Raw genomic sequence first — 23,011 nt, forward strand, 5'->3', positions numbered from 1 at the left:
CGAACCGAGGACTGCCGATCTTCTGAGGACTGCCGATCTGAGGACAAAGGAGTGGAGCCTCGTTGGCCACTGGCACGGAACCCCATCTGAAAAGCGGTCAGGATCCGGGCGGCGTACGAGCGGCGACGCGCGCCGCGATCAGCGCTGCCCATCTGCGGACCGATCGCTGGTGGCTCGCGCCCGCCGCGACGGCCGCCGGCCTCCTCGCCTTCATCGTCTACTCGACGTGGCGGGCCTTCGCGAACGCGGACTACTACGCGGCGCCCTACGTCTCGCCGTTCTACTCGCCGTGCCTCGCCGAGAACTGCGAGCCGATGCGGTCAGGGCCCAACTGGGAGATCTTCGGCAGCTGGTGGGGCCTGTCCCCCGCCCTGCTGATCCTGATCTTCCCGCTCGGCTTCCGGATGACCTGCTACTACTACCGCAAGGCCTACTACCGCGGCTTCTGGGCCTCACCGCCCGCCTGCGCGGTCGCCGAGCCGCACAAGAAGTACTCCGGAGAGACCCGTTTCCCGCTGATCCTGCAGAACATCCACCGCTACTTCTTCTACGCGGCGGTCCCGGTGGCGGGCATCCTCACGTACGACACGGTGCTGTCGTTCCGCGATGAGCACTACGAGTGGGGCCACATGGGCCTCGGCACCCTCGTCTTCCTGGTCAACATCACGTTGATCTGGGCGTACACGTTCTCCTGTCACTCCTGCCGGCACATCGTCGGCGGCAAGCTCAAGCACTTCTCCAAGCACCCCGTGCGCTACCGCATGTGGCAGTGGGTCGGAAAACTCAACGCACGCCACATGCTGCTCGCCTGGGCCTCCTTGGTGAGCGTGGCGCTCGCCGACTTCTACGTGTATCTGATCGCGTCCGGCGTCTTCGACGATCCGAGGTTGTTCTGATGTCTCAAGTGGAGCGGCAGCAGTGGGATGTTGTCGTGGTGGGAGCCGGAGGGGCGGGCCTGCGGGCCGCGATCGAGGCACGTGAACAGGGTGCCCGTACCGCCGTGATCTGCAAGTCCCTGTTCGGCAAGGCCCATACGGTGATGGCCGAGGGCGGCATCGCGGCCTCCATGGGCAACGTGAACTCCGGCGACAACTGGCAGGTCCACTTCCGCGACACCCTGCGCGGCGGCAAGTTCCTCAACCAATGGCGGATGGCCGAGCTGCACGCGCGCGAAGCGCCCGACCGGGTCTGGGAGTTGGAGACCTGGGGAGCCCTGTTCGACCGTACGGCGGACGGGCGGATCTCCCAGCGCAACTTCGGCGGGCACGAGTATCCGCGGCTCGCCCACGTCGGCGACCGGACCGGCCTCGAACTGATCCGCACGCTCCAGCAGAAGATCGTCTCCCTCCAGCAGGAGGACGAGCGCGAATTCGGTGACCACGAAGCGCGGTTGAAGGTCTTCCAGGAGTGCACGGTCACACGGGTGCTCAAGGAGGGCGAGCGCGTCAGCGGCACGTTCTGCTACGACCGCGAGTCGGGCCGCTTCTTCGTCCTGGAGGCCCCGAGCGTGGTCCTCGCGACGGGCGGCATCGGCAAGTCCTTCAAGGTGACGTCGAACTCGTGGGAGTACACGGGCGACGGCCACGCGCTCGCGCTGCTCGCCGGGGCGCCCCTCCTCAACATGGAGTTCGTGCAGTTCCACCCGACGGGAATGGTCTGGCCGCCGTCGGTGAAGGGCATCCTGGTCACCGAGTCGGTGCGCGGCGACGGCGGGGTACTGCGCAACTCCGAGGGCAAGCGGTTCATGTTCGACTACGTACCGGACGTCTTCAAGGAGAAGTACGCCCAGTCGGAGGACGAGGGCGACCGCTGGTACGAGGACCCGGACAACAACCGGCGGCCTCCGGAACTCCTGCCCCGCGACGAGGTGGCGCGCGCCATCAACTCCGAGGTGAAGGCGGGTCGCGGCTCACCGCACGGGGGGGTCTTCCTGGACGTGTCGACGCGTATGCCCGCCGAGGTCATCAGGCGCCGGCTCCCGTCCATGTACCACCAGTTCAAGGAACTGGCGGACGTCGACATCACGGCCGAGGCCATGGAGGTCGGACCGACCTGCCACTACGTGATGGGCGGCATCGCGGTCGAGTCGGACACGGCCGCGGCACAGCGCGTACCGGGCCTGTACGCGGCAGGAGAGGTCGCCGGCGGCATGCACGGCTCCAACCGGCTCGGCGGCAACTCCCTCTCCGACCTGCTCGTCTTCGGACGGCGCGCGGGACTGCACGCGGCGCAGTACGCCTCCGGGCTCACCGGCGCGGGCGCGCGGCCGGTGATCGACGACGTCCAGGTGGACACGGCGGCGGCCGAGGCGCTGCGGCCGTTCAGCGCGGAGGGCCCCGAGGACGGGGCGACGCCGGAGAACCCGTACACCCTGCACCAGGAACTCCAGCAGACGATGAACGACCTGGTCGGCATCATCCGCCGCGAGGCCGAGATGGAACAGGCCCTGGAGAAGCTGGCGGAACTGCGGGTACGGGCGCGGCGGGCCGGTGTCGAGGGCCACCGCCAGTTCAACCCCGGCTGGCACCTCGCGCTCGACCTGCGCAACATGCTGCTCGTCGGCGAGTGCGTGGCACGGGCCGCCCTGGAGCGCACGGAGAGCCGGGGCGGGCACACCCGCGAGGACCATCCGGGCATGAACCGCGAATGGCGCCGCGCGAATCTGCTCTGCCAGCTCACGGACCCCTCCGGCGGGCTTGCGGCGACGGATCCCGTGCACGGCCAGATCGACCTGGTGCGGATCACCACCGAGCCCATCCGTCCCGACCTGCTTGCTCTCTTCGAGAAGGAAGAGCTGGTCAAGTACCTGGCCGAAGAGGAGCTTTACGAGTGAGTACAGCTACGCCGAGTTCGTCGGGTCCCTCCGGTGCGTCGGGTCCCTCCAATACGCCAGTTCCCTCCAGTACGTCCTACGACGCGCGGTTCCGGGTCTGGCGCGGGGACGTAAAGGGCGGCGACCTGGAGGACTTCAAGGTCGAGGTCAACGAAGGCGAGGTCGTCCTCGACATCATCCACCGCCTGCAGGCGACCCAGACCCCCGACCTGGCGGTGCGCTGGAACTGCAAGGCGGGCAAGTGCGGTTCGTGCTCGGCGGAGATCAACGGCCGGCCGCGGCTGATGTGCATGACGCGGATGTCGGTGTTCGACCGCGAGGACGTCATCACGGTGACGCCGCTGCGGGCGTTCCCCGTGGTCCGGGACCTGGTGACGGACGTCGGCTTCAACTACACGAAGGCACGGGAGGTGCCGGCCTTCGTGCCGCCCGCCGACCTCGGCCCCGGCGAGTACCGCATGATGCAGGCGGACGTGGACCGCTCGCAGGAGTTCCGCAAGTGCATTGAGTGCTTCCTGTGCCAGGACACGTGCCATGTGGTGCGCGACCACGAGGAGAACAAGGCGGCGTTCGCGGGGCCGCGCTTCCTGATGCGGGTCGCTGAGCTGGACATGCACCCGCTGGACGCGGCGGCGGAGACCGGCATCGACCGCAAGCAGACCGCCCAGGACGAGCACGGGCTCGGCTACTGCAACATCACCAAGTGCTGTACGGAGGTGTGCCCGGAGGGCATCAAGATCACGGACAACGCACTGATTCCCTTGAAGGAACGGGCAGTTGACCGGAAGTACGATCCGCTGGTCTGGCTCGGGAACAAGATCCGGCGGCGGGGGGAGCAGTAGGGGCGCTGCGGCGAGCGGTGGCGCTGCGGCGCTGCGGCGCTAACGGTGAGGGGCGGGTCTGGATGGCTGGGGGTCTGAGGGCCTGGGGGTAATCCCCCAGGCCGAAGACTCAAGATTTCCCCCATGGTCACGGGGCCCGGGCGAGATCAGCATTGAGGCATGAACTCTTCCTCGGCAGTGACTCGTTCGGCTTTGCCCGCGGCTGCGCGTTCGGCCTTGACCCGGCGGTCGGTGCTCGGCCTCGCGGCGGCCGGTCTGGCGGCGTCGATGCTGGCCGCCCCGGCCCCCGCCCATGCGGGCCCCCGGCCCGCAGGCCCCGCGCAGGCCCGCCCCACGGGCATCGAGGCGAAGCTCCCGGCGCCCACTGGACCGCACCGGATCGGCACGCTGTCGACCCGCCTCGTCGACACCTCACGGCACGACCCCTGGGTGAAATCCGTGCCGTACCGAGAGCTGATGATCAGCGTCTGGTATCCGGCGGCGGGAAAGAAGGGCAGTGGCGGGCACCACCTCGCTCCGTACATGACGCCGGGAGCGGCGGAGCGCTGGAACGCGACAGCGCCCCACGGCATCCCCAAGGACGCGATCGACTTCGCAGCGATGCGTACGCACGCGCGGGAGGGGGCCCCGGCCGACACGAGCGGGGGCCGACGCCCGGTCCTGTTGTACGCGGCGGGCGCGAACGACCCGCGGACGTGGGGCACTTCCATGGTCGAGGAGCTCGCGAGCCGCGGCTATGTGGTGGTGACGATCGACCACACCTATGAGGCGCCGGGGGTGCAGTTCCCCGACGGCTCGGTCAAGGACGACGCCCCGCTCATCAAGGCCTTCGGGGAGGCGCAGCGGAAGGAAGCGGTACCGGCGCTGCTCAAGAAGGTCCTGGACGTCCGGGTGGCCGACTCGAAGTTCGTCATGGACCGCCTCGGCTCGCTGCCGCACGGCCTGTCCAAGGTCGTGGACCAGAAGCGGGTGGGCATGCTCGGCCAGTCGGCGGGCGGAATCGCGGCCGCCGAGACCATGTACGAGGACGGCCGGGTCAAGGCGGGCATGAACATGGACGGCACCCTGGAGAACAACCCCGAGCCGAACGGCACGAACCTGACGCCGGTGGCCGAGCATGGCCTGACCGGCCCGTTCCTCCTGATGGGCAGCGACCGGACCACGGAACCGTCGTGGCGTGCGTTCTGGTCACACAGCACCGGCTGGAAGCACAACCTCACCCTGCGCGGCTCCAAGCACCAGACGTACACGGACCTCGCCGCGCTGCTGCCGCAGTCCGGGGCGGACCGCGAGGTCATGGAGGAGAACACCGGCACGGTCGACCCGGATCGCGCGATAGCGGCGGAGCGGGCCTACGCCACGTCGTTCTTCGACCGCTGGCTGCGAGGCCAGGACGACCACCTGCTCGACGGGCCTTCGGGGAAGTATCCGGAGGTGGAGTTCACGGGCTGAGCCGGGGCGGTGATCCCCTGCGCCTGCGGAGGAGTCGGCTTACGCTCCCGGGATGGGGATGACTGATCGACTGCTCGGCTCGGGACGCACCGCGGATGTCTTCGCGCTGGACGACACATGGGTGCTGCGGCGGTATCGGGACGGAACCGACGCGACGGAGGAGGCCGCCGTCATGGCGTATCTGTCGGAGCACGGGTATCCCGTACCGCCGGTCCGCCCGGCCGAACCCGGGTCAGCGCACACCGACCTGGTCATGGGACGGCTGACGGGGCCGACGATGGCGGAGGCGGCGATGCGGGGCGCGCTCACACCGGAGGAGGGGGCGGTGATCCTGGCCAGGTTGCTGCACACGCTGCACGCCCTTCCGGCCCGCTCGTCCACCTCGCCCGCGGACCGTGTCCTGCACCTCGATCTCCACCCGGAGAACGTGATCCTCACCCCGGAGGGGCCGGTGGTGATCGACTGGTCCACCACGGAGGAGGGCCCGCCCGGCCTCGACTGGGCGATGTCGGCGCTGATCCTCGCGGAGGTCGCGGTGAGCGGCAGACCCGAGGCGGCCGGGTCACGTGTCGCTCTGGCCACGCTCCTGACGGACGCGGCGGTCGATGTCAGGGCCACGGCCGAGAACCACCTGGCTGAGGCCCGCGCACGCCGGGCGGCGAATCCGACGCTGGGGGCGGACGAGGTGCGGTGGCTGGAGGCGGCGGGGGAACTGGTGCTGGAACTGCACCAGTGACCTGGCGCCCGTTGAACAGGAGGAACCCAATGAACGGGAGGAACCCAAGGCGCTTGCGATCGCCCTGGGCCCTTGCTGCGGTCGTTCGATGGTCGTGGTGAAGAAGGCGAGGAAGGTGAAGAGCCAGCCGAGCGCGGTCTACTGGGCTCCGCCCTGGCCGGCGCTGCCGATCGGGCCGACCTTGACCGGGGAGCCGGAGCCGTCGGTGACGGGCAGGGTGGCGGCGCCCGGCCACTCCAGGGAGTACGGCTTCGTCTCCCCGGGCGGGGTCACGACCAGGCCCGTGATGCTGACGCCGGAGCCGCCCGAGTCGTTCATCGGGTAGCTGATGTTGAAGGACACCGACTTGCCGTCCGCCAGGACCATCCGGTCGGCCGGCTGCCCCGTGCGCTCGGCGGACAGATTCCCCTCGCTGGTCTTCAGGTCGATGCCAGCGAACCCGGACAGCACGCAGCCCTTGCCGCCACTGTTCAGGAACGTCACCGCGACAGAACCCTCGTTGTCGCCGTCGATGGTGGTGTCCGACGCCGAGATGTCCAGGTCGTCCGTACGGCACTTGCCGACCGAGGCGTTCTGACCCGAACCGGAACCGGCCGCCGTGCCCTGCCCGCCCGAGTCCTTGCCCGCCGAGTCCTTGCCGCCACCCTGCTCCGAACCACCCGAGCCGCCCGAACCCGCATCGTCCTTGCCGGAGCCGCCGCCTGACGAGGACGCGCTGGACGCCGCCGAGGGGTCACCCTGCCCCGTGGTGTCATCGCCGTTGCAGGCCGTGAGCGAGAGGCTCGCGGCCATGGTCAGGACCGCGGCGGCGACGCGGAGGGTGTGGCGGCGGTTTCCACGGATGGTGGTGTTGGAGCGCATGGCGTATCCCCCGGTAGGTGGTGGGTGGCGTTCCCTCCCTGGGAACGACACCGACTCTGATCGAGGCCGCTAATGCTGGGTTCCCGTCCCACTAACATCCGCCTAACGCACCCGTGACCAGCGGAAAGAGACCGGGAAATTCGAGGAACCGGCTTGGCGCGCGGTCTTGATCGGGTCCGGAAAGGGAACTTGGCGCCGAGCGGGACGCGGCTGCGGCAGTCGCACGGGAGAGGGCGAGGACGTGCAAGGCGCCGCCGAGGCCTTCACCCAGGTGGCGCGGGCGGGGCGCCGCCCGTTGTCCCCGGTCGCGCACCCCACAAGACGGCCATACGCTCCCAAATGTGACGCCGCCCTCGCACATAGCCGTGCGGGCGACAGCGGCAGCCACCGCACTGCTCACGTGGTGCCTGCTGCTCCTGTCCGCCCCCGCAGCACTCGCCGCCCCGGCCGACGACCCGGTCACGCTCTCCCGCGACGGCCAGATCACCGACAAGGTGGGCGCGCTCGGCAGCCGCAAGAGCGCCACCGCACGGGCGCTCGACCAGCTCTACGACGACCGCGGCCTCCAGCTCTTCGTCGTCTACGTACGCGACTTCTCCGGGCGGGGCGCGCAGGACTGGGCGGACGCCACCGCCGAGCGCAACGGACTCGGTCTGGACGACGCGCTGCTCGCCGTCGCCACGCACGACCGCCAGTACGCCTACTCCGTGGACGCCGGTTCGCGGCTCACCGAGGCGCAGCTCCAGGACGTCGCCACCACCGCGATCAAGCCATCGCTGCGGCAGAACGACTGGGCAGGCGCGGCCATCGGTGCGGCGAACGGATATCGCGCGGTGCTCTCCGGCCGGCCCGTTCCCACTCCGACGCCCACCCCCGGAGCCGCCGATCCGGGCGGCAACGGCAACGGCAACGGGGACGAAACGGCCGCCGGTGACCTCGTCCTGCCCATCGTGGCGGTCGGCGGCGCGGGTGCCCTCGCGGCAGTCGCGTACAGCCGCCGCAAGAAGCGCGCCCACACGCGTACGACGCCCGGAGGCGGCGGCTGGGGCACGGGGGCGGCGGGCGGGCAGGAAACACCGCTCCCGGAGCTCGACAAGCAGAGCAAGCAGCTCCTGGTGGAGACCGACGACGCGATCCGGACCAGTGCGGAGGAGCTCGGTTTCGCCACCGCCCAGTTCGGCGACGAGGCGGTGCGGCCCTTCACGGACGCTCTCGCCTACGCCCGCTCCGAGCTGACCAAGGCCTTCAAGCTGCGCCAGCAGCTGGACGACGCCTATCCGGAGGACGACGCGACCAGACGCACGATGCTGGACGAGATCGTCGCGCGCTGCACCGAGGCGGGCCGGCGTCTCGACGCGGAAGCCGCGGGCTTCGACCAGCTGCGCGCGCTCGAACGCGACGTCACGGGGGCCCTGACCCACGCCGAGCAGGTGTTCCGGCAGGTCACGGGCCGCACCACGGCGGCGGAGACCACCCTCGGCAAGATCCGCGAACAGTACGCACCGTCGGCCTCGGCGCCCGTCCTTGGCCACGTGGAGCAGGCCAAGGACCGCCTCCTCTTCGCCACGACCCACCTGAACGAGGCCCGCCAGGCCATCGACGCGGGCGACAACGGCAAGGCCGCCGTCCACCTGCGTGCCGCCGAGGGCGCCGTCGACCAGGCGGGCACCTTCGTGGACGCCGTGGACCGGCTGGCCGACGAGCTCGCGCTGGCCGCGGAGAAGCTGCCCGCCGCGCTCACCGAGACGGAGACCGACCTCGCCGAGGCGCGCGGCCTCCTGGAAGGCACCATGGCGGGCGCCTCCACGGCTGACCTGCGCGGCCGTATCGCCCGCGCGGAAACGGTGGTCGCCGAGGTCCGCACGAGCATGGCGGCGGGCCCGCACGACCCGATCGACGCCCTGCGCCGGGTCGAGGAGGCCGACACGGTCCTCGACGAGTCCCTCAGGGGCGCCCGCGAACGCGAGGTCACCGGTCGGCGCGCCGCAGCCCTGCTCGGCCAGGCCCTGCTCACCGCGCGCAGCGCCGTGGGAACGGCGGCGGACTTCATCGACACCCACCGGGGCGCGGTGGGCAGCGAGGCGCGGACCCGGCTTGCCGAGGCCCAGCGGCACCTCTCGGGCGCGGAGGCCGCCCAGGACACCGATGCCGCCGCGGCGCTCGCGGAGGCCCAACAGGCCGACGCCCAGGCCCGCCAGGCCCAACAGCTCGCGGAACGCGACGTACGCGGCTACGGCAACCCCTACGGAGGAGGAGGAGGTGGGCGCGGCGGCGGCATGGGCGGCGCGGTCCTCGGCGGCATCATCCTCGGCGAGCTCTTCGGAGGCATGGGCGGGCGCGGGTCGGGTGGCGGAGGAGGCGGCTTCGGAGGGGGCGGTTTCGGCGGCGGCAGCCCCGGGAGCTTCGGCGGCGGCGGGACCCGGGGGCGGATGGGCGGAGGCGGAAGGTTCTGAGCCACGCCTCTCCCTCAAGCCTCTCCCCCACGCCTCTCCCCCACACCACCCCTCCCTCTCCGCCTCTCACCCCCCTCACAAGCCTCATAAGAAGGAGTCCGTCATGACGAAGCAGACGATCCTGGGACGCGTGGCCCAGCTCGCCAAGGCCAACATCAACTCCCTCCTCGACCAGGCCGAGGACCCGCAGAAGATGCTCGACCAGCTGATCCGCGACTACACGAACAACATCCAGGAGGCGGAGGAGGCCGTCGCGACGACCATCGGCAATCTGCGGATGCTCGAACTGGACCACAAGGAGGACCAGGACGCGGCTGCCGAATGGGGCACAAAGGCGATCGCCGCCAGCAAGAAGGCGGACGAGCTGCGGTCCGGCGGGAGTGCCGTGGAGGCCGACAAGTTCGACGGACTCGCCAAGGTCGCGCTGCAGCGGCAGCTGCAGTCCGAGCGGGAGGCCCAGGACGCCGAGCCGACGATCGCCTCCCAGACGGAGGTCGTCGACAAGCTGAAGTCCGGCCTCGACCAGATGCACATCAAGCTGACCGAGCTCCGGTCGAAGCGCGATCAGCTGGTCGCCCGTGCCAAGACCGCGCAGGCGCAGAACCAGATGCTGGACGCCGCCCAGAGCATCGATGTCCTGGACCCGGCAAGCGAGTTGGGCCGTTTCGAGGACAAGGTGCGCCGCGAGGAGGCCAGGGCGCTGGGGAAGCAGGAGCTCGCCGCGTCCTCTCTCGACGCCCAGTTCGAGCAGTTGGACAGCATGGGCGACGAGGCGGAGGTCGCCGCCCGTCTCGCCGCCCTGAAGGCCACGACGTAACGGCACACCCTGCCCGCACGGCACGAGGCCCCTCAGAAGAGTCCGATCAGAAGAAGCTGATCAGAAGAGGCTGAGCAGTGCCTCCGCCGCGTCCATCGGTTCCACCCCGCTGTCCGGCAACGGCATCTCGAACCACACCGTCTTGCCGCGCGGCGTCCTGCGCGAGCCCCACGCGGCGCTCAGCAGGCCGACGAGCTGCAGCCCGCGCCCGCCCTCGTCCGTGTCGCGCGCCCGGCGGCGGCGCGGCTGGACGAGGCCCGCGTCCCACACCTCGCACACGAGGGTGCGGTCGAGCAGGAGCCGTACCCGGATGTCGCCCTCTCCGTACCGCAGCGCGTTGGTGACCAGCTCGCTGACCAGCAGTTCGGTCGTGTCGCAGAGGGGGTCCAGGTCCCAGGAGCGCAGCTGCTCGCAGGCCAGTTCGCGCGCCCGGCCCACCGACTTGGGGTCGCGCTCCAGCGTCCAGTCGCCGACGGCCTCGGCGGGCAGTCCCTGGATGCGCGCCATGAGCAGGGCGATGTCGTCCTCTCCGTGGTGGGTGTCGAGGGTGTTCAGGACGTGGTCGCAGACGTCCTCGAGGGCGGGCGCGGGGTCGTCGAGCGCCCGTACGAAGGCGTTCAGGCCCTCGTCGAGGGGATGGTCGCGGGATTCGACGAGCCCGTCCGTGTACAGCGCGAGCAGGCCGCCCTCGGGCAGCTCGACCTCGACCTCCTCGAAGGGCTCGCCGCCGACGCCCAGGGGCATGCCGGGCGGCACGTCGAGCATGAGCGGCGATTCGCCGGGCTCGACGAGCACGGGCGGCAGGTGACCGGCGTTGGCGAAGGTGCAGCGGCGCGTGACGGCGTCGTAGACCGCGTAGACGCACGTGGCGAGGTAGACCTCGGAAAGGTCCGTCTCGCTCGCGGAACGCGTCTGACGGGCCGCTCTCGTGGCCTGCTGGGTGCCCGAGGGGTCGCCGAGGCCGCGGGCGATCTCGTCGAGCGCGGAGAGGACCTCGGCGGGCTCCAGGTCAAGGAGCGCCAAGGTGCGTACGGCGGTGCGCAGTTCGCCCATGGCGACGGCGGCGCGCAGGCCGCGGCCCATGACGTCGCCGACGACCAGGGCGGTGCGGTGGCCCGGAAGTTCGATGACGTCGAACCAGTCGCCGCCGACCTCGGTGGCCGCGTTGCCCGGGAGGTAGCGGCAGGCGATGTCCAGGCCGGACGCCTCGGGGTCGTCCGGCGGGAGCAGGGACCGTTGCAGTATCAGCGCGCGTTCGTGCTCGCGGCGGTAGAGGCGGGCGTTGTCGATGCAGACGGCGGCGCGCGCGGCGAGTTCGACGGCGAGGGCGCGGTCGCGTTCCCCGAAGGGCTCGCTCCCCTTCGTGCGGGAGAACTGGGCGAGGCCGACGACGGTGTCGTGGGCGACCATCGGCACGGCGAGCGTGGACTGGATGAGCCCGCCGGTGAGCCTGCTCGCGGAGCCCTCGTCGGCCCCGGAGACCAGCCGCGGCCGTGCCGTGCGCAGGGCGTCGGCGCAGGGCGAGGTGAAGCCGAACCGGTGCACGGCACCGACGTCGATGGGGGTGCCCCCTTGCGGGAAGGGTGCGTCGGCGACGGCGCTCGCGTAGGCGACGCGGCGCAGGTCGGCGCTTCCGTCGGCGAGGCCGGGAGGTGTCTCGTCGCCGTCGAGCAGCCCCTGGTAGAGGTCCACGGAGGCGAGGTCGCAGAAGCCGGGAACGGTGACGTCGAGCAGTTCGCGCGCGGTCGTCTCCAGGTCGAGGGAGTTGCCGATCCGGGCGCCCGCCTCGTTGAGCAGGGCGAGGTTGCGGCGGGCGTGAGCGGCCTCGCGGGCGGCGGCGTGCCGCTGCGTGACGTCGGTGCCGAGGCCGGCGATGCCTATGGGGCGGCCGGAACCGCTGTGCACCCGGTAGAGGTTGATCGACCAGTGGCGGCGTTCCTTGCTGCCGGGTGCGGGGCCGACGATCTGCATGTCCGTGACGGAGTCGCCGGTCTCCAGCACGCGCTTGAGGGCGGCGGCCATGCGGTCGGCCTCGTGCCGCGGCAGATAGTCGTGGACCGTACGGCCGCGGTGGTCCTCGACGCCGCCCCCGAAGACCGCGGCGAAGCGGCGGTTGGCCCGCTGCACCTTCAGGTCCGTGCCGAACAACAGGAAGCCGAAAGGAGATTGGCCGAAAATGGCCTGCGAGGCGGCGAGGTCGGTCTCGATCTGCCGCAGCGCCCGTACGTCGACGACGATGCAGACGGCGGCCCGCTCACCCTCCTCCGTCTCGGTCGGCATGACATAGACCTCGGCGATCCCTTCGGAGCCCCCGAAGGACTCCGTGGCGGGCCCGCCGGTGCCGTCAGGCTTCTCGGACCGTGCGGGCGCCCGGAAGGGGACGGATCCGGTCCACTCCCTGCCGTCCAGGATCTCCGCCATCTTGCGGTGCCCGCTGCTGCGCAGCTCGGCCGGGACGAACGCCTCGATCGGGTCCCTGCCCACGGCGTCGTCGGCAGCCACGCCGAACAGCCGCTCGGCCCGCAGGCTCCACTGGTCGATGAGCCCGTCGGGGCCGATCGAGAACGAGGCCACCTTGATGTAGTCGTAGATCGAACCGGGTGGACTGCTCTGCCACATCACATCATCCGCAGCTTCGCCCCTAGCGTCATCCGACGGCCCGTCCTGCTCCGTCGCCTTCGCTGGTATCTCGCTCACGCGAACCGTCCCCTCCAGCTCACCACGTCCGGCACCGGTCACCGGGTGCAGCTGCCCGCAGTATCCAGCACTACGGAGCCACGCCACACGGCGTTCACGATCACAGCACGGACTCAACTCTTTTTGGCCCGTGACCGCCTTGTGTCCGTCCCACGCTGCCAGTCTTCTAACCCGGCAGCACCAGCTCGAACCACACCGTCTTCCCCGTTCTCCCCGTCCTGCCCTGTCGTGTCCCCCAGCGCCGCGAAGCACGGGCCACCAACTGGATACCCCTGCCCCCCTCGTCATCAGGTGCGGCGTCGCGCTCCTGGGGCGGGTCGGGAAGCGGATCGGAGACCTCTACGAGAAGAGTGCCCGAAGGACCGGCCGGGCGTACGAGCCGTACCCCGATGGGGCCCGAAGCGTGCCGCAGGGAGTTGGTCACCAGTTCGCTCACGAGGAGGACGGTGATGTCACCGAGGGCAGCGAGGCCCCAGGCGCCGAGTTGTTTGCGGACGACGGCACGGGCCATGCGCACGGCGCCGGGGTCTGCGGGAAAATCCCACTCGGCGCAGTCGCCTTCGGTGTCGATCACGCCGATCACTTCCAGACCAGCAACAGCGGACCCTTGTCCGGTTTCATGGGGTTAATGGGCACATACCCGATATCCCGGCGGAATTACCGCTTACCTGGGCGCACTGTGGCACGAACGGCGTAGATGGGGCTCAAGTGCGGCGAGACATGGCCTCGCGCGCTCCCCCGACCGGCGGCATCCGATCACGTTCGGCGGCATCCGACGCCGCGCGGTGACGCCCGACGCCTCGCAGTGACACCCGGCGCCTCGTGGCGACACCCGACGGGCCCTAGCGGCACTCGATCGCGGCCGCCACCGCCGGGACGTCCGCGTCCAGCCACTCCACCGACCAGACCTCGTCGGGCGAGAGCCAGCGCAGTTCGTCGTGGTCCTCCAGGGGCTCGGGGACTCCCGACAGGAGCTTCACCGTCCACACCCACAGGACGTACCCCGGCTTGAGCGGCCACTCCCCGGGCACCCTCGCGACCGGTTCGGCGGCGACGCCGAGCTCTTCACGCAGTTCCCGCACCAGGGCTTCCTCGGGACTTTCGCCGGGCTCGACCTTCCCGCCGGGCAGTTCCCAGCGGCCCGCGAGCTCGGGGGGTGCGCTGCGGCGCGCGGCCAGCAGGCGCCCGCCGTCGTACAGGGCGGCGCCCACCACGATCCGTTCCGTCATACGGCGGAGCCTATGCGGTCAGTGCGCGCTGCCGTTCTGGCTCAGCTTCTCCACCCAGTACAGCTGCTGGCGGCCGTGATCGTCGAGGCTGTTCGCGATCCTCTCGGCCTCGGCCTTCGTCGCGTACCTGCCCACCCTGTAGCGGTTGCCGTTGTCGTCCTGCCGTATGACGAACCAGGGAAGTACGGACGTTCCGTCATTCATCGCGCCCCTCCGCTCGCCGCCCCCGGCGCGCGCCACGCCTCGATCAATAAGGAAACCGCAATCCGCATATGCCCGAGCCTACGCCCGACCTTTACTCAGCGGATACGAGTTTGCACAAAGAGGTACGCAATTGGCCATCGCCGAGGGGGCGCACCTTGGCGGGTGCGCCCCCTGGTGCCACCGGTTCGGCCGGTGCGAGCCCGCGTCAGTCGGCGCGCACCGTCGGCATCGGCATGAGCACCGGCTCACTCGGCGGCGACGTGCGGCAGACGTCGCCGCATTCCGCGTCCAGTGAGCAGCACAAGGAGCAGATCGGGCCGCCCTGGACCGGGCAGTCCGCGATGTCGGGGAGTTCGTACGCCGTCTCGCAGACGCCGCACGCGTGCGTGGCCGTCACGTCGGGGACATCGACATGCGGGCCGTTCACCGGGTTCGGGCGCGCCAGGTAGTACTTGCCCTTCGTCGCCCACGCGATCAACGGGCAGAGGGTCACGGCGAGTCCGGCCGCGATGAAGGTCGAGAAGGCTTCCGCGTACTCCCCGAAGAGGCCGAAGAAGGCGAGGATCGACACGACCGACGCGATCACCATCGAACCGAAGCCCGCCGGGTTCACCGCGTACAGGTAGGCCCTCTTGAACTCGATGTACGGGGGACTCCAGCCCATCCTCTTGTTGATGACGAGGTCGGCGGCGACCGCCACGATCCACGCGATGCCGACGTTCGAGTAGAAGCCGAGCAGCTTGTTGAGGGCCGCGAACATGTTCATCTCCATCAGCGTCAGCGCGATGGCGAGGTTGAGGAAGATGTACCAGACCCGGCCCGGGTGCCTGTGCGTGATGCGGGAGAAGAAGTTCGACCAGGACAGCGAACCGCTGTAGGCGTTGGTCACGTTGATCTTGACCTGGGAGACGATCACGAAGAGGGCCGCCGCGGGCAGCGCGAAGGAGCCGAGCCAGGGCTTGAGGGCCTCGATCTGCGGGGCGATCGGCTCCAGGGCGTGCGTCCTGCCGACGGCCTCCAGCGCCACGAACGCCAGGAACGCGCCGCCGAGCTGCTTGGCAGCGCCGATGATGACCCAGCCGGGGCCCGCCGCGAGGACGGCCAGATTCCAACGCCGCCTGTTCTGCTCGGTCTTGGCGGGCATGAAGCGCAGATAGTCCGCCTGCTCGCCGATCTGGGCGATGAGCGAGAGCGCGACACCCGTGCCGAGCCCGAAAGCGACCCAGGAGAAGCCGCTGCCGGCCCCCTCGGTCCCTCCGAAGGAGCCGAAGGCGCCCCAGGCGTCCGGCGCCTCGAAGGCGAGCACCACGAAGGGCAGCACCATGCCGATGAGCCAGATCGGCTGCGTCCACGCCTGCACCTTGGCCAGGGCGCCCATGCCGCGGAAGACGATCGGGATCACGATGAGCGTCGTGATCAAGTAGCCGATCTCCACCGGGAGTCCGACGGCCTGGTGCATGGCCTGGGCCATGATCGAGCCTTCGAGCGCGAAGAAGATGAATGTGAACGAGGCGTAGATCAGCGACGTCAGCGTCGAGCCGAAGTAGCCGAAGCCGGCGCCGCGGGTCACCAGGTCCATGTCCAGGCCGTACTTGGCGCAGGCCCGCGCGATCGGGATGCCGGTGACGAAGATGATCGTCGCGGCGCACAGGATCGAGGCGAGTCCGCTGGTGAAGCCGTATGTGAGGACGATGGACGCGCCGATCGCGAAGTCCGCGAGGTAGGCGATGCCGCCGAGCGCCGTTGACGCCACCATCGTCGGCGACCAGCGCCGGAAGGAGTGCGGCGCATACCGCAGGGAGTAGTCCTCGCGGCTCTCGTCGGCCGCCATCCTGGCGTAACTGCGCTGGGGCGGCGGTCCTTCGGCGGCGCTGGTGTCGCGGGTGGCCGTGTCCGTCATGCGAGTTCCTGTCGTCCGACCGGATTGCGGGTACGGGCGATGAAGTTAGGAGCCGTACATGACAAGTCGTTGCAGGGACTCATTGCTCCGGCGTTACGGAAGACCGGCGCGCGTTAACTCGTGATCACGGCGGGCGGACGGGCCCGTCCGGAATCCGGGGCGTACGCCGGAGCACCCGGTCACTTCACCGGCAGGTGGTATGCGATCCGGTACCGGTCGGCGGGGACCACCACGTCGGCCGTCTCGACCGGTTTACCCGACGCGTAGTACGTCCGCTGCACGACGATCACCACATGGCCGGGGACGCCGCCGAGCGCCATGAGCTCCTCCGCGAGCCCCGGGCGGGCGCCGACCTCCTCCGCGACGTTGTCCACGACCACGTCGATGGCCGCCATGCGCTCGACCACTCCGCAGCCGCCGAGCGGCCCTTCCTCGGGGAGCATCACCGGAGTGCGTCCGGTGACGGCGAGGGGCTCCCAGGAGGTGGAGAGCATCATGACCTCGCCCGCGTCGCGGTACACGTACTTGGTGCACATCACGCGGTCGCCCGCGCGGATGCCGAGCCGCTCGGCGGTCGCGCTCGCGGCCTCCACCTGCTCGCTGCGGGACTCCCAGGTGCCGCGCGCGCCGTCCTCCGCCTGCTCCTGACGGAACGGCGTCGAGCCGCCGGAGGCTCGGTAGCCGGTTCGCGCCACGCGGCGGGGCACGGGTCGCTCGCGCACATACGTGCCGGATCCGGAACGTCCTTCGACCAGGCCTTCGGCCATCAGGACCTTGCGGGCCTCCAGGGCGACCGTGTCCGACACCCCGTACTCCTCGCGGATCCTGGCCTGCGAGGGGAGCCGGGTGTGCGGCGGCAGCGAACCGTCGACGATCTTCTTGCGGAGATCACCCGCGACACGCAGATACGCCGGCTGTTCACCGAAAGTCACTGGCCACTCCCATCAGGTTGACAGACAGCAACAGCCTGGCAACCGTGGGTTGTTGGCCGCAACCCAAGGCCAAGGAATCACCCGAAGTGATGATTTTGCGGTGCTCAGGTCTTTACGCAGGGGCTTTCCGCAGCTATGGCGATCACTTTCCCGCGGTGGCCCACGGAGTGACGATCAAGCGCTCGCGCCCCGGATGTCAAGGAAGCGGGAGATCGCCGATCTCGCGATCTGGCTCCCCCAGCCGCCCCAGTTCACGTCGAAGCAGTGGTCGGCCCAGGGCAGTTCGACATACGTCGCCGGCGCCCCGGCCGCTTCGAGACGCCGCGCGAGCTCCCGCGCCTGCGCCACCGGCACCGCCCGGTCCGCGCTGCCGTGCAGCAGGAGCGTGGGCGGCACATCCGTCCGTACGAGCTTCGCGGGCGAACCGAGGAGGTAGCGGGCGGGGACGGCCTTCGCCGAACCGCCCATCAGACGCGGGATCATGGGGTCGCCGCGCAGCGCGGTCCCCGCGATGAGGCGCCCCATGTCGGTCGGCCCATAGAGGGAGATCACCCCGGCGACCGAGCTGTCACGCACCGCACAGGACGCGGGGACCCGGTCATCACCCTCCGTGTAGGCGGCCGCGAGCGCGAGATTGCCGCCCGCCGAACTCCCCGCGAGGACAAGGCGGTCGGGGTCGATGCCGAACACGCGCGCGTGGCGCCGCACCCAGCCCACGGCGCACTTCACGTCGCCGATCTGGTCGAGCTGGGTCACACGGGGCGCGAGCCGGTAGTCGATGTCGAAGACGGACCAGCCCCGCGCGTTGAACCAGCGGTTCCATGCGGGGCTCTGCCCGCGGTGCCCCTTGTTCCAGCCTCCCCCGTGCACCCAGACCACGGCCGGATGACGCACCCCGGTCCGCTTCGGCAGCGTCCAGAGGTCCAGCTTTCCGCGCTGCTCGCCGGTGCGGGCGTAGCGGCGGGTGCGGTCGCCGTCGGGAGCCTTGGCGTAGTTGACACCCTGGAAGTAGGCGGTGGGAGCCAGGGATTGCCCGTTGTCCTGGGCGGTGCGGTATCCGGCGGCGTACGGCATGACGCCGTACACGAGCGCGACGAACGCGGTCAGTACGGCCAGTCCGGCGCACCAGGGGTGGCGCCGCCCCGCGACGGCGCCGGCGGCCAGGCCGATGACCGCGGGGGGCACGAGCACGAGCCCCCAGGAGGTGACCGCCCCCGCGACGAGCACCAGGAGGGGGATGCGGGGCAGCGGGGCGGCGACGAGCACGACAAGGGCGGCGTTCAGGAGGGCGACGACGACGAGGAGTCCGCGGGAGAGGTGCGCGACGCACGAAACCCTGGGCCCGTTCCTGCCGTTGCGGCCGCGCCTTCGGGGAGGGTCCGACGCCGCGGGCCCCGGAGTGCGCTGGCCTGCGACGGTCGGCGTCACGACGGTCGTCACGCCGAAGAACTATCACAGAAGCGGACAAAAGGCCCTTAAGGTGAGCGGCTTCGCGGCACCCGTACCCGGTCGCCACGCCTCCGTTCCGCCACCTCGCCGCACCGCCGCCCCCTCGTCACACCGCGGCGCCCGCCCCGCCTCCGTCGTCCTCGTGACCGCCCGCGCTCTCGTCCCCGGGAGTCGCGTCACGCGGTGAAGTGGTCGCCAGGCCCAGGGCCTTGCGGGCGGCGGCCTCGCGCGCGCCGCTGATGTGCCGTTGCGCCGGTACGTAGCGCTCGGAAAAGGCGTCGGCATCCTCGGCGGTGGACGCCCTCTTCCACTGCTTGCGGTTCCGCTCGATCGCGTCGACGAGGGCGGTGATGTCGGCGTCGGCCTTCGCGGGCCAGTCATGCGCGCGCAGCAGCCGCGCCTGCTCGGCGAGGCCCTTGTCGACGCGGCCGGCCCACTCCTTGTGGCCCGGCAGGTCGTCCTCGAACCTCTCCGCGTCGGGCTCGGACCCGTAGGCGTCGTAGAGGGCCTTGTCGGCCTTCAGGTAGGCGAGCTGATCGGCGTCCAGATTCGTGCCGTCGCGGCGCAACGAGCCCTTCAGCGAGCGCTTCTGCCCTGCGTCACCGAAGAGGCAGGTGATGTGGCGGCCCCCCTGGCGCCAGGTCTCCCGGTCGGGCACGAAGTAGTTGACCTGGGCGTCGCCCCAGTCGGCCCAGCTGTCGAGGACGTAGTCGGCCTGCAGGCGGACGCACTTCTCCTCGGCGAGATACGTGAGGGCGGAGTCGCCCGGGTAGCTGTCGTGGTTCACCCGGACCGACGCGAAGACCTCCCCGTCGTGCCGCGCGGAGCAGGGCACCCGGTCGACCTGGTAGGCGTACTCCGCCCCTTCGAGCCTGCTGCCGGGGACGTTGAAGCACTCCCCCTTGCCGACGGGGAACCCGGCACTGTTCCTGGCGTCACGCGCGGCCTCCCTGAAGCCGTCCATGAAGTCACGCGCGCCTCCCGTGACGACGGCGAGCACCAGCAGCACGACGCCGACGACGGAGAGGACGCTGCCCGCGATCGCCAGGCCCTTGCCGCGCTCGCCCTTCTTCCTGATCTGCGCGAGCGCCACCAGCCCGAGGACCAGTCCGACGGCGGGCAGGAAGCAGAGGATCCCGAGAACGAGCGAGGCGATCGCGAAGCCGTTGACCGGAGGCCGGGAGTACGGCGAGTACCCGCCGGGCCACTGCTGGTACGGCACCTGGGGCCCACCCGGGTACGGGGGCTGCACGGGCGGTCCGTACGGGGCCTGCCCGTACGGCTGCTGGGGACAGCCACCGAAGTCGGGGGGCGGGGGTATGGCCACGGGTTCCGTGCTCCTGGTTCGGGCGGGTCGGTCGATGCGGACGGCCTCGCATCGTATGCGGCGCACGAGCCGGGCACTAAATGGGTAGATCTAGCCCCATAGCGCCAACCTCTTCACCGCCCCCGCACGCCTCGTCCCCGCGGCGGTCCGGGTCGGCGACCCGGAGCCGTGCCGCGAGGACGAGGCCCCAGAAGGAATCACTCAGAGCACAGGACTCGGAACTTCAGAACTTCAGAACTGCAGCCCCCAGGAGTCGATCTTTCCGACGTCCTGTGCCGCGTTGTCGCTCACCCGCAGCTTCCACGTCCCGTTGGCCGTCTCGGACGACGCGTTGACCGTGTATGTGGTGTTGATGTCGTCCGAACTTCCGCCGGTCCCATAGCCCTTCAGCGTGTACGCGCTGCCGTCGGGCGCGATCAGCTGCACCTGGAGGTCACCCACATAGGTGTGCTTGATGGCGACCGGCACGCTCAGGGAGGCGGGCGCGGAACCGGGGACGCCGGTCACGGTGATCGGCGATTCGACCGTGGCGTTGTCACTGATCGCGAAGTCGGTCGTGTTCTCGAACTTGGGGCCCGGAGGGTTCGTCGAGCCGGGGCCCACGTTCAGGAGGCGGTTGGGCGAGCCCGTTCCGGGGCTGGTGACGACGCCCGTGGAGGCGGCGCTGACCAGGGCCGCGGACACCTGCGCCGGGGTCGCGTCGCGGTTGTCCGCGAGGTAGAGCGCCGCGGCGCCCGCGGTGTGCGGGGACGCCATCGACGTACCGGAGATGGTGTTCGTCGCGGTGTCGCTGGTGTTCCAGGTCGAGGTGATGGACGAGCCCGGCGCGAACAGGTCCAGGACGCTGCCGAAGTTGGAGTAGCTCGCCTTGGCGTCGGTGTTCGTGGTGGCGCCGACCGTGATGGCCTCGGTCACGCGCGCGGGAGAGCGCGTGGAGGCGTTGACGGACTCGTTGCCGGCCGCGACGGCGAAGGTGATGCCGGACGCGACGGCGTTGCGTACGGCCGTGTCGAGGGCGCTGTCGGCGCCGCCGCCGAGCGACATGTTCGCGACGGCCGGCTTGACCGCGTTCTGGGTGACCCAGTCGATGCCCGCGACGACCTGCGCGGTGGTGCCCGAGCCCTGGTTGTTCAGGACGCGCACGCCGACGATCTTCGCCTTCTTTGCGACGCCATGCAGGGTCCCGGCGACGGTGCCGGCGACGTGCGTGCCGTGGCCGTGGCCGTCCTGCGCGGTGTTGTCGTTGTCGATGGCGTCGTATCCGTAGGAAGCACGCCCGCCGAAGTCGCTGTGGCTGATGCGGACTCCGGTGTCGATGACGTACGCCGTGACGCCCTCACCGGCGGAGTCCGGATAGGTGTACGAGTTGTTCAGCGGGAGCGTCTTCTGGTCGATGCGGTCCAGGCCCCAGGACGGCGGGTTCGGCTGGGTGGCGTCGACCGTGAACGTCCGGTTCTGCACGACGGACTCGACCGCCGGGTCCGCCGCGAACTTCTTGGCCTCGTCGGCGGAGAGCTCGACCGCGTAACCGTTGAGGGCCTTCTTGTACGTGCGCTTGATCTCGGCGCCGTACTCGTCGGCCAGCGCCTTGCCCGCCTTGGAGCCCGCCTTCGCGGCGTCCTCGTCGAGGGTGACTATGTAGCTGCCGGGTATCGCCCCGGGGACTCCGGCGTTCTCGACCGTGCCTTGGGCCTGCCCCGGCTGTGCGGTCGCGGGGAGGGCGGAGACGACGCCGAGGGCGAGGGCCGCGACCGCTGTCGCGCTGATCCCGGCCAGTCTTCGGCGGGTATGACGCATCACTGCCATCTGAGGGGTCCTCCTCAATAGGTGGTGCGCTGGTGGGGGGTGTTGCTGATGGTGCTTGGGGTGAAGCTGATGGCCTGCGATGAAGCTGATGGTGCTGGGGTGGTGCCCGCAGGCACACCAACAAAAGACAGGGACATGTCAAGTCGCCTTGCCTGCTCTTGCCTTCGTCGGGACGAAAGATTGGCGGACCCATAGGAAACCCACAAGGGTCAGGACCGGACGTAACATGACCGCCACGCACCCGTCATGACACATCGGCCCCAACTGCCCCAACTAGCCTGACCACATGACAGCATTGCCGGATTGTTTCTGCCCCGCCGACGGAACCCGGGTCCCCGCGGGCACCCTCGCCTGGTGCTGCCCCGTCTGCCGTGGCCCGCTCGACCTGGACTTCTCCCCCAATCCCGCGTCGCTGAAGGCCCTGAACGGAAGGGTCAATTCCCTGTGGCGGTACGCAGAGTCCCTGCCCCTGCCCGCCCCCGCCTTCTCCCTCGGTGAGGGCCGCACACCGCTCGTACCGCTGGATGGCGCGATCTCGGCCAAGCTCGACTTCCTGATGCCGACGCTCTCCTTCAAGGACCGGGGCGCGGTCATGCTCGCCACGCTCGCGGCGCGCCTCGCCCCGGAGCGCGTGATCGCCGACAGCAGCGGCAACGCGGGCACGGCGGTCGCCGCGTACTGCGCGCGGGCCGGACTGCCCTGCACGGTGTACGTCCCCGAGGGCACGTCGCCGAAGAAGCTGGAGCAGATCGGCGCGCACGGGGCGCGGCTCGAAGTCGTTCCCGGAGACCGCGAGAAGACGGCGTGGGCGGCCCGGACGGCAGCCGACGAGCCGGGCACCTTCTACGCCTCGCACGTCCACAACCCCTATTTCCTGCAGGGCACCAAGACGTACGTCCATGAGCTCTGGGAGGACCTGGGCGGCCGCCTGCCGGACGTGCTCGTGGTGCCGGTGGGCAACGGCACCCTGCTGCTCGGTGCGGCCCTCGCGGTGCGGGAACTGCACTCGGCGGGCCTGATCGCCAAGGCGCCCGCGCTGTACGCCGTGCAGGCCGCCGCGGTCTCCCCGCTGGCCGAGGCGTGGCGCGCGGGCGCCGACGAGCCTCTGTACGCCCCCGGGACGGAGCCGATGGCGCCGACGCTCGCGGAGGGCATCGCGATCCCGCGCCCGCCCCGCGCACGGCAGATCCTGCGGGCCGTACGCGGATCCGGCGGCACCTTCCTGACGGTCACGGAGGACCAGATCCGGGCCGCCCAACTGGATCTGGCGGGACGCGGCTTGTACGTCGAGGCGACCGGCGTCGCATGCTGGGCGGCCGTGAGGGACGGCGCCCTCGGTGAACGGACAGCCGTGGTCCCGCTGTGCGGAGCGGGCCTGAAATCAGGACTGGCCGCCACCTGACATCAAGGAGCCCCGGCGTATGGCACCACCGTTCGACAAGGGCGGCCCGATGGAGCCGGGAACGCCGGCGC

General features: G+C 70.4%; 18 protein-coding genes. 8 read left to right on the top strand and 10 right to left on the bottom strand.

Annotated elements, in window-relative coordinates; all coding sequences use genetic code 11:
* Positions 1 to 62: 62 nt before the first annotated feature.
* The 5 genes from OG302_RS15920 to OG302_RS15940 all read left to right on the top strand — a co-directional run bounded on the left by OG302_RS15920 (position 63) and on the right by OG302_RS15940 (position 5,863).
* A complete protein-coding gene (locus tag OG302_RS15920) occupies positions 63 to 896 on the top strand; it encodes a hypothetical protein (RefSeq protein WP_371527394.1) in 834 nt (277 codons plus the stop codon).
* A complete protein-coding gene (locus OG302_RS15925) occupies positions 896 to 2,833 on the top strand; it encodes a fumarate reductase/succinate dehydrogenase flavoprotein subunit (RefSeq protein WP_371527395.1) in 1,938 nt (645 codons plus the stop codon). The genes OG302_RS15920 and OG302_RS15925 overlap by 1 nt, the downstream gene beginning before the upstream one ends.
* Entirely contained in the window at positions 2,830 to 3,675 is an 846-nt protein-coding gene (locus OG302_RS15930) for a succinate dehydrogenase/fumarate reductase iron-sulfur subunit (protein WP_371527396.1), read from the top strand. Before OG302_RS15925 ends, OG302_RS15930 begins: the two co-directional genes overlap by 4 nt.
* Before the next feature lie 216 nt (positions 3,676 to 3,891).
* The gene (locus OG302_RS15935; protein WP_371527397.1) at positions 3,892 to 5,127 is read left to right on the top strand and encodes an alpha/beta hydrolase family protein; all 1,236 of its coding nucleotides are present in this window, start codon (positions 3,892 to 3,894) and stop codon (positions 5,125 to 5,127) included.
* A gap of 52 nt (positions 5,128 to 5,179) precedes the next feature.
* On the top strand, positions 5,180 to 5,863 hold the full coding sequence (locus OG302_RS15940; protein WP_371527398.1) for a phosphotransferase: 684 nt from the start codon (positions 5,180 to 5,182) through the stop codon (positions 5,861 to 5,863).
* 138 nt (positions 5,864 to 6,001) lie between these two features.
* Here the strand turns inward: OG302_RS15940 and OG302_RS15945 are convergent, their stop codons facing one another.
* Positions 6,002 to 6,724 (bottom strand): DUF4232 domain-containing protein, encoded by a 723-nt coding sequence (locus tag OG302_RS15945; RefSeq protein WP_371527399.1) that lies wholly within the window; start codon positions 6,722 to 6,724, stop codon positions 6,002 to 6,004.
* Positions 6,725 to 7,083: 359 nt separating this feature from the next.
* Here OG302_RS15945 and OG302_RS15950 point away from each other — a divergent pair, with 359 nt between their 5' ends.
* Positions 7,084 to 9,177 carry a TPM domain-containing protein gene (locus OG302_RS15950; RefSeq protein ID WP_371750135.1) on the top strand — a complete coding sequence of 698 codons (2,094 nt, stop codon included), beginning with the start codon at positions 7,084 to 7,086 and terminating at the stop codon, positions 9,175 to 9,177.
* Between the two features lie 103 nt (positions 9,178 to 9,280).
* Positions 9,281 to 9,994, top strand: coding sequence for a PspA/IM30 family protein (locus OG302_RS15955; protein WP_371527400.1), 714 nt, complete (start codon positions 9,281 to 9,283; stop codon positions 9,992 to 9,994).
* Between the two features lie 60 nt (positions 9,995 to 10,054).
* Here OG302_RS15955 and OG302_RS15960 read toward each other — a convergent pair whose 3' ends face one another.
* The 9 genes from OG302_RS15960 to OG302_RS16000 form a co-directional block, all read right to left on the bottom strand.
* Complete coding sequence (locus OG302_RS15960; protein ID WP_371527401.1) at positions 10,055 to 12,691, bottom strand: SpoIIE family protein phosphatase; 2,637 nt, start codon at positions 12,689 to 12,691, stop codon at positions 10,055 to 10,057.
* A 166-nt stretch (positions 12,692 to 12,857) separates the two neighbouring features.
* On the bottom strand, positions 12,858 to 13,274 hold the full coding sequence (locus OG302_RS15965) for an ATP-binding protein (protein WP_371527402.1): 417 nt from the start codon (positions 13,272 to 13,274) through the stop codon (positions 12,858 to 12,860).
* Positions 13,275 to 13,533: 259 nt separating this feature from the next.
* Positions 13,534 to 13,920: a (deoxy)nucleoside triphosphate pyrophosphohydrolase gene (locus OG302_RS15970; protein ID WP_371527403.1), complete on the bottom strand. Its 387-nt coding sequence runs from the start codon at positions 13,918 to 13,920 to the stop codon at positions 13,534 to 13,536.
* A gap of 18 nt (positions 13,921 to 13,938) precedes the next feature.
* Positions 13,939 to 14,124, bottom strand: a complete 186-nt coding sequence (locus OG302_RS15975) for an SPOR domain-containing protein (RefSeq protein WP_371527404.1) — start codon at positions 14,122 to 14,124, stop codon at positions 13,939 to 13,941.
* Between the two features lie 205 nt (positions 14,125 to 14,329).
* Positions 14,330 to 16,024, bottom strand: coding sequence for a cytosine permease (locus OG302_RS15980; RefSeq protein WP_371527405.1), 1,695 nt, complete (start codon positions 16,022 to 16,024; stop codon positions 14,330 to 14,332).
* Positions 16,025 to 16,203: 179 nt separating this feature from the next.
* Entirely contained in the window at positions 16,204 to 16,956 is a 753-nt protein-coding gene (locus OG302_RS15985; RefSeq protein WP_361833161.1) for a GntR family transcriptional regulator, read from the bottom strand.
* A 174-nt stretch (positions 16,957 to 17,130) separates the two neighbouring features.
* Positions 17,131 to 18,396, bottom strand: coding sequence for an alpha/beta hydrolase fold domain-containing protein (locus tag OG302_RS15990; RefSeq protein ID WP_371527406.1), 1,266 nt, complete (start codon positions 18,394 to 18,396; stop codon positions 17,131 to 17,133).
* A 115-nt stretch (positions 18,397 to 18,511) separates the two neighbouring features.
* Complete coding sequence (locus OG302_RS15995; RefSeq protein WP_371527407.1) at positions 18,512 to 19,732, bottom strand: DUF4190 domain-containing protein; 1,221 nt, start codon at positions 19,730 to 19,732, stop codon at positions 18,512 to 18,514.
* A gap of 231 nt (positions 19,733 to 19,963) precedes the next feature.
* Positions 19,964 to 21,538, bottom strand: a complete 1,575-nt coding sequence (locus OG302_RS16000; protein ID WP_371527408.1) for a S8 family serine peptidase — start codon at positions 21,536 to 21,538, stop codon at positions 19,964 to 19,966.
* Positions 21,539 to 21,824: 286 nt separating this feature from the next.
* Here OG302_RS16000 and OG302_RS16005 point away from each other — a divergent pair, with 286 nt between their 5' ends.
* Positions 21,825 to 22,940, top strand: a complete 1,116-nt coding sequence (locus OG302_RS16005) for a threonine synthase (protein ID WP_371527409.1) — start codon at positions 21,825 to 21,827, stop codon at positions 22,938 to 22,940.
* The last annotated feature ends 71 nt before the right edge of the window (positions 22,941 to 23,011 follow it).

The sequence above is a fragment of the Streptomyces sp. NBC_01283 genome (genome assembly GCF_041435335.1).
Taxonomy (GTDB): Bacteria; Actinomycetota; Actinomycetes; order Streptomycetales; family Streptomycetaceae; genus Streptomyces.

Coding starts and splice junctions, on each gene's coding strand:
- OG302_RS15980 (WP_371527405.1), bottom strand. CDS start 16,024: ATGACGGACACGGCCACCCGCGACACCAGCGCCGCCGAAGGACCGCCG.
- OG302_RS16005 (WP_371527409.1), top strand. CDS start 21,825: ATGACAGCATTGCCGGATTGTTTCTGCCCCGCCGACGGAACCCGGGTC.
- OG302_RS15940 (WP_371527398.1), top strand. CDS start 5,180: ATGGGGATGACTGATCGACTGCTCGGCTCGGGACGCACCGCGGATGTC.
- OG302_RS15970 (WP_371527403.1), bottom strand. CDS start 13,920: ATGACGGAACGGATCGTGGTGGGCGCCGCCCTGTACGACGGCGGGCGC.
- OG302_RS15945 (WP_371527399.1), bottom strand. CDS start 6,724: ATGCGCTCCAACACCACCATCCGTGGAAACCGCCGCCACACCCTCCGC.
- OG302_RS15975 (WP_371527404.1), bottom strand. CDS start 14,124: ATGAATGACGGAACGTCCGTACTTCCCTGGTTCGTCATACGGCAGGAC.
- OG302_RS15925 (WP_371527395.1), top strand. CDS start 896: ATGTCTCAAGTGGAGCGGCAGCAGTGGGATGTTGTCGTGGTGGGAGCC.
- OG302_RS15955 (WP_371527400.1), top strand. CDS start 9,281: ATGACGAAGCAGACGATCCTGGGACGCGTGGCCCAGCTCGCCAAGGCC.
- OG302_RS16000 (WP_371527408.1), bottom strand. CDS start 21,538: ATGGCAGTGATGCGTCATACCCGCCGAAGACTGGCCGGGATCAGCGCG.